Consider the following 4,227-nt stretch of genomic DNA (forward strand, 5'->3'; position numbering starts at 1 on the left):
AAAATCTAGTCCAGCTTCTAGCCATTTTCTAAGCTCGTCTTTAATTTCTTCCCTTGGAGTTAGTTTTTCTTCTACTAGTATTTTGGCTTGTGATAAAATTTCAGACATTTGAGCTTGTTGAAAATTAAAATTTAATTCAATAGCTTCTTTTGATTCATCTCTTAATCTATTGCTATTGATTTGTAATTGTTCGTCATTGAGTATATTACTATCTAAATTCTCTAATGTTATATTTTCAATTTCATCTTTTACTTTTCTTATATTATAATTTTGCTCTTCCAATAAATAAAATTTTTTGATTTCTTTAGCTATCTCGCTTAATTTGTTGTCTTGATTGAGCTTTTCTTTACTTTTTTCTTTTTCTTTAATTTGTTGTGTTGTGTATTCTATATCACCTTCTAAACCACTTGCTATAATATTATTTTTGGGATCTGATTTTTTACCTATTTTGTTTTCTAATTCTTTAATTTCTCGAAAAATTTTATCATTATGTTCGCCCAAAATTGCGCTTTGAAACGACAAAATACTTCCGGAATTTTCGCCATTTATCAAAAAATTAAGATTTTTATTTACAAAATCTCTATTATAAACCCTAACTTCAAAATCTGCATTTTCTATATCAGTCTCTGAAAAATAATTATCACTATTTATTTGAATTTTAAATTTTATATCATCATAACCTTGTGGTAATTCTTTTGTTTCAAAACTTCTAATGATCCTAGATAGTGTAGTTTTACCTGCCCCATTGTGACCATATATGATATTTATCTTATCAAATTCATTTAATTTCCCAAATTCATTTAATTCACAATTAAAATTTTTATAGGTTGCACAATTTATATGATTAAATTTTTTTAACATAATTACCCTTTATTTTACGTCTCTAAGGTTTGATTTAATTCTACTAGTAAATTCTCAAAGTTATCAAAAAGCGTTTTAGCTTTAAAAATTCCACCCTTATCACCCAAAAAGTTCTGTATGTCTGCTAAATCAAGATAAGAATTGCTTATTATATAGTCTTTTATAAGCTCTAAAAATTCGTTTTGTTTTTCATTAAATATTATGCCCTTGTTCTTTTGTCTGCCTTTCCATAGTTCAAATCTAGAATTTGCTATGCTGCTAAACTCCCTAAGCTCATCATCAAAACCTAGAGCAAATTTGACTAATTGTATGATATTTGTAAGACGCTCCACAGTACTTTTGGCGTTATTTTTCACTTTGTCTGGTTTGATTAAAGCGTAAGAATTCCATATTTGAAAGCTATCTAGATTGTTAGATTTTAGCTTGTCGTTTAGTTCGTTTATTAACTCATAAGTAAGTTTTCTATTTTTATAATCTTTATTATAGATTATGCTTAGAGCCGTGATCTCATCTTTATTTTCATTGATAAAATCATTAAAATTTGCGATTATTTCATTTGCTTTGTTTTTATTGAATTCCGCATTTATTACAGTATCTGGTGAAATATCATCTATATAGAGTTTTGATTTTTGCGATAGATCTAGTAACATTTTACGAAATATAGGCTTATTAAATGGTTTTAAAACTTCATCTTTTTTGGCTATGATTTCATCATTGTTTAAGTTTTGTGTAAGATCTACATCTAAGGTATCTAAAATATCACTAGCGAGTTGCCCTAGTGTTTTTGAATCTAGTATTTTTGAAATTTGAGTTTTGTCATCATCGCTGATATTGGCTTCTATTCGTGCTAGGCGTCCAGCAAGGCTAGAGAGTGTATTATCACTAGTATCGCCATTAGCAACATTTTCTAAGATTTTAGCTAGACTTATACCTTTTTTGCGTTCAAGTGGTGCTGAAATTGTTTTTTTGCTTTCGCTTACACCTACGGCATCTATGAGATAGAATTTATCTTTACTTTTAGCATTTGGTGTGATAGTTTGTAAATCATTAGGGTTTATGGTGCGAACGCCTCTACCCTTCATCTGTTCGTAATACAAAGATGACTTTACATCACGCATAAAAATCACCACTTCAAGTGGCTTAATATCTGTACCTGTAGCTATCATATCTACAGTAACTGCTATGCGAAAAGTTGGGTCTGTTTTAAAGGCTTTTATTAGTTCTTCTGGTTTTGCGTTGCCGATATTATATGTAATTTTTTTGCAAAAATCATTACCTTGGGCAAAAACTTCTCTAGTTATGCGAGTGATATTTTCAGCGTGATTATCATCTTTAGCAAATATAAGAGTTTTTGGTACAAAGCTAGGCTCACGCTCTGGATAAAGCTCGGTAAAAATAGCATTCTTGTAGCATTCTAAAATAGTTTGAATTTGATTTATAGATACTACGGAGCGATCTAGGTCTGTTTTTTGATATTCTAAATTTTCATCTAGGCTTTCATAGTATTTCAATCTAGTTTTTTTGTCCATCACAGGCACTGAAAAGCCTTTTTGAATAGTGTTTCCGTATTCGCTGATTTGAGTTTTGATGCGAAAAATTTCACAATCAACATTTATACCATCTATAATAGAGCGCTCTAGCGGGTATTGGCTAACTAAATTCGCACCAAAATATCCTAAAGTCTGCTTAGATGGAGTAGCAGTAAGTCCGATGATAAAGGCGTCAAAATACTCTAAAACCTGTCTCCACTCGCCATAAATACTTCTATGGCATTCATCAACTACGATAAAATCAAAACTCTCAATAGGGATATTTGGATTATAGCTTACTATTCGTTCGCTCTTATTTTCGCTTTTATAGTTTTCATAGGCTGAAATTTCTTCATCTTTTTCATCATAGTATTCATCGCCACTAAGCATAGAATACATACGCTGAATAGTGGTGATAACGACTTTTGCATCTTTGTCTATGGTATTTGTATTAAGATGTTGAGTTATATAAACTTCACTAAATTTGCGATTTTCATCATTTAGGTGAAAATTTTCAAATTCATTTTTGGTTTGTTTGCCAAGATTGTTTCTATCTACTAAAAATAACACTCTTTTTGCACCACCAAATTTAATAAGGCGATAGATAAAATTACATGCTGTAAAAGTTTTGCCAGAACCGGTTGCCATTTGGATTAAGGCTCTTGGTTTATAATTTTTAAGGGAGTTTTCTAGTGAATTTATGGCATCAAATTGACACTTTCTAAGGTTTGCCATTTTTAGGCTCGGCATAGATAAAATTCTATTTCTTAAAGTATCTTCTCTGAGAATTTTTGCTAAAAAATCAGGGCGATAGAATGCAAAAATTCGTCTAGAACGGCTTTTTGTATCACGCAAATCAGTAAAATAAATCTCAGTACCATTGCTTTCAAATAAAAATGGCAACTCATTATCCATATGAGTGCGGACATTTGTAGGTAAATTTTTAGCATAATGACGCGATTGATTTTCTACACCGCTTAGACTAAGACCAGCTTTTTTAGCTTCTATAACGCCGCAAGCTTTGCCATCTATAAAGATAAGATAATCAGCAAAACTACCATCACTCATAGCAAACTCACGAACTACAACGCCAAGATTTGCGGTGCGATCAAACTCATCTCTATTTTGCACGATAAACCCAGCTTTAATAAGTAAGGTATCAATATTTTGTCTAGATTTTTGCTCTGGTGTCATTTAAATTTCCTATAAATTTAACTTAACTCAATAGAGTTTTTAATTTTTTATTTTGCAATAGCTCTTATTAATTTTAATAAACTTTGATAGATATTTTTCTATTTTATTGAATCTAAATTCACGCTTTACTTTGCAATGCTAAGTGCAATAAAAATTATCTCTTTTTATACCTTTAAACTTGCTTAATTTGTATTAAATACAATTTTAAAAAGTTTTAAGTTTTATTGTAGCTATAATTTATTAAAAATTCATTTACGCCTTTTTTATATCTAGTAGCTTTGGTAATAGTTGGCTCTATGTAGTATTTTGCTAAATGCGTAATCTATAATTTTATATATAGTTATATTGCTCACAGCAAATTTGCGATAAAGCCAATAAATATAAGATTTCTTTACTTTGTTACCATTAAATTAAAATAATTAAAATAAGGCGATAACAAAAAAATAAAAGATAGTTAAATATGTTTTAAAGTGAGTTTTAAATATTTAAAAAAGTGTTAAAAATGGTGCCTAGGGGGAGACTTGAACTCCCGACCTCCGGCTTATGAGACCAGCGCTCTAACCAGCTGAGCTACCGAGGCACAATAGCGTTAAATGGTGGCTCTAACAGGACTTGAACCTGTGACCTCCACCATGTCAAGGTG

Annotated in this window: 2 protein-coding genes and 1 tRNA gene; all 3 read right to left on the reverse strand. The window is 30.4% G+C overall.

Translation table 11 applies throughout. The features are described from left to right. A partial coding sequence (locus J6V67_RS07405; protein WP_291860913.1) for an AAA family ATPase occupies nt 1-861 on the reverse strand: 861 nt, incomplete at its 3' end. Nucleotides 862-875: 14 nt separating this feature from the next. Continuing rightward, nucleotides 876-3,584, reverse strand: a complete 2,709-nt coding sequence (locus J6V67_RS07410; RefSeq protein WP_291860915.1) for a DEAD/DEAH box helicase family protein — start codon at nt 3,582-3,584, stop codon at nt 876-878. A 503-nt stretch (nt 3,585-4,087) separates the two neighbouring features. Further along, nucleotides 4,088-4,164 (reverse strand) — tRNA-Met (locus tag J6V67_RS07415). Nucleotides 4,165-4,227: the final 63 nt, after the last annotated feature.

The sequence above is a fragment of the Campylobacter sp. genome, assembly GCF_017646085.1.
Classification (GTDB): domain Bacteria; phylum Campylobacterota; class Campylobacteria; order Campylobacterales; family Campylobacteraceae; genus Campylobacter.